This window comes from Microbulbifer maximicatervae (SeqCode), assembly GCF_052468155.1.
Genome location: NZ_CP174335.1, coordinates 995,001 through 997,500, shown reverse-complemented (window position 1 = coordinate 997,500; position 2,500 = coordinate 995,001). Strand labels below are relative to the sequence as shown.

The window sequence follows — 2,500 nt, the reverse complement described above, 5'->3', positions numbered from 1 at the left end:
CGTACACGAAAAGGCATTTAGAGTGAAATCGAGTAGGTCGGGACACGTGTTATCTTGACTGAATATGGGGGGACCATCCTCCAAGGCTAAATACTCCCAGCTGACCGATAGTGAACCAGTACCGTGAGGGAAAGGCGAAAAGAACCCCGGAGAGGGGAGTGAAATAGAACCTGAAACCGTATACGTACAAGCAGTAGGAGCCCTTCGGGGTGACTGCGTACCTTTTGTATAATGGGTCAGCGACTTATTGTCTGTAGCAAGGTTAACCGCTTAGGGGAGCCGTAGAGAAATCGAGTCTTAATAGGGCGTTTAGTTGCAGGCAATAGACCCGAAACCCGGCGATCTATCCATGGGCAGGTTGAAGGTTGAGTAACATCAACTGGAGGACCGAACCCACTAATGTTGAAAAATTAGGGGATGACCTGTGGATCGGAGTGAAAGGCTAATCAAGCCGGGAGATAGCTGGTTCTCCTCGAAAGCTATTTAGGTAGCGCCTCGCGTCTCACCCTCGGGGGTAGAGCACTGTTTGGGCTAGGGGGTCATCCCGACTTACCAACCCCATGCAAACTCCGAATACCGAGGAGTGCAATCGCGGGAGACACACGGCGGGTGCTAACGTCCGTCGTGGAAAGGGAAACAACCCAGACCGCCAGCTAAGGTCCCAAATATCAGTTAAGTGGGAAACGATGTGGGAAGGCCCAGACAGCTAGGAGGTTGGCTTAGAAGCAGCCATCCTTTAAAGAAAGCGTAATAGCTCACTAGTCGAGTCGGCCTGCGCGGAAGATATACCGGGGCTCAAACTGATAACCGAAGCTGCGGATGCTCTTAGGAGCATGGTAGAGGAGCGTTGTGTAAGCCGTTGAAGGTGGATCGGGAGGTCTGCTGGAGGTATCACAAGTGCGAATGCTGACATGAGTAACGATAAGGGAGGTGAAAAACCTCCCCGCCGGAAGACCAAGGGTTCCTGTCCAACGCTAATCGGGACAGGGTTAGTCGACCCCTAAGGCGAGGGCGAAAGCCGTAGTCGATGGGAAACAGGTTAATATTCCTGTACTCGCTATTACTGCGACGGAGTGACGGAGAAGGCTAGGCCAGCATGGCGATTGGTTGTCCATGTTTAAGGTTGTAGGCTGGGGACTTAGGCAAATCCGGGTCCCTAAGGCTGAGAACTGATGACGAAGCCCACTTAGTGGGTGAAGTGGTTGATGCCCTGCTTCCAGGAAAAACTTCTAAGCTTCAGGTAATAGTGAATCGTACTCTAAACCGACACAGGTGGTCAGGTAGAGAATACCAAGGCGCTTGAGAGAACTCTGGTGAAGGAACTAGGCAAAATGGTACCGTAACTTCGGGAGAAGGTACGCCGGTTTTGGTGATGGGACTTGCTCCCTAAGCTGAGGCCGGTCGAAGTGACCAGGTGGCTGCGACTGTTTATTAAAAACATAGCACTCTGCAAACTCGTAAGAGGACGTATAGGGTGTGACGCCTGCCCGGTGCCGGAAGGTTAATTGATGGGGTTAGCTTCGGCGAAGCTCTTGATCGAAGCCCCGGTAAACGGCGGCCGTAACTATAACGGTCCTAAGGTAGCGAAATTCCTTGTCGGGTAAGTTCCGACCTGCACGAATGGCGTAACGATGGCCACGCTGTCTCCACCAGAGACTCAGTGAAATTGAAATCGCTGTTAAGATGCAGTGTACCCGCGGCTAGACGGAAAGACCCCGTGAACCTTTACTACAGCTTTGCACTGAACTTTGAGCCTATTTGTGTAGGATAGGTGGGAGGCTTTGAAGCAGCGACGCTAGTTGTTGTGGAGCCGTCCTTGAAATACCACCCTGGTATGTTTGAGGTTCTAACTCTGGTCCGTTATCCGGATCGAGGACAGTGTATGGTGGGTAGTTTGACTGGGGCGGTCTCCTCCCAAAGAGTAACGGAGGAGTACGAAGGTGCACTCAGCATGGTCGGAAATCATGCAATGAGCATAATGGTATAAGTGCGCTTGACTGCGAGACAGACATGTCGAGCAGGTACGAAAGTAGGTCATAGTGATCCGGTGGTTCTGTATGGAAGGGCCATCGCTCAACGGATAAAAGGTACTCCGGGGATAACAGGCTGATACCGCCCAAGAGTTCACATCGACGGCGGTGTTTGGCACCTCGATGTCGGCTCATCACATCCTGGGGCTGAAGCCGGTCCCAAGGGTATGGCTGTTCGCCATTTAAAGTGGTACGCGAGCTGGGTTTAGAACGTCGTGAGACAGTTCGGTCCCTATCTGCCGTGGGCGTTGGAGATTTGAGAAGAGTTGCTCCTAGTACGAGAGGACCGGAGTGAACGAACCTCTGGTGTTCCGGTTGTCACGCCAGTGGCATTGCCGGGTAGCTATGTTCGGACGGGATAACCGCTGAAAGCATCTAAGCGGGAAGCCTCCTTCAAGATAAGATCTCCCTGAGGCCTTGAGCCTCCTGAAGGGCCGTGGAAGACTACCACGTTGATAGGCTGGGTGTGG

The 2,500-nt window shown here is 52.6% G+C and carries 1 rRNA gene (running past both ends of the window); it reads left to right on the top strand.

Annotation, left to right across the window (positions count from 1 at the left end):
• Positions 1-2,500, top strand: a 23S ribosomal RNA gene (locus tag ACJJIY_RS04175) (it extends past both window edges: 327 nt to the left, 55 nt to the right).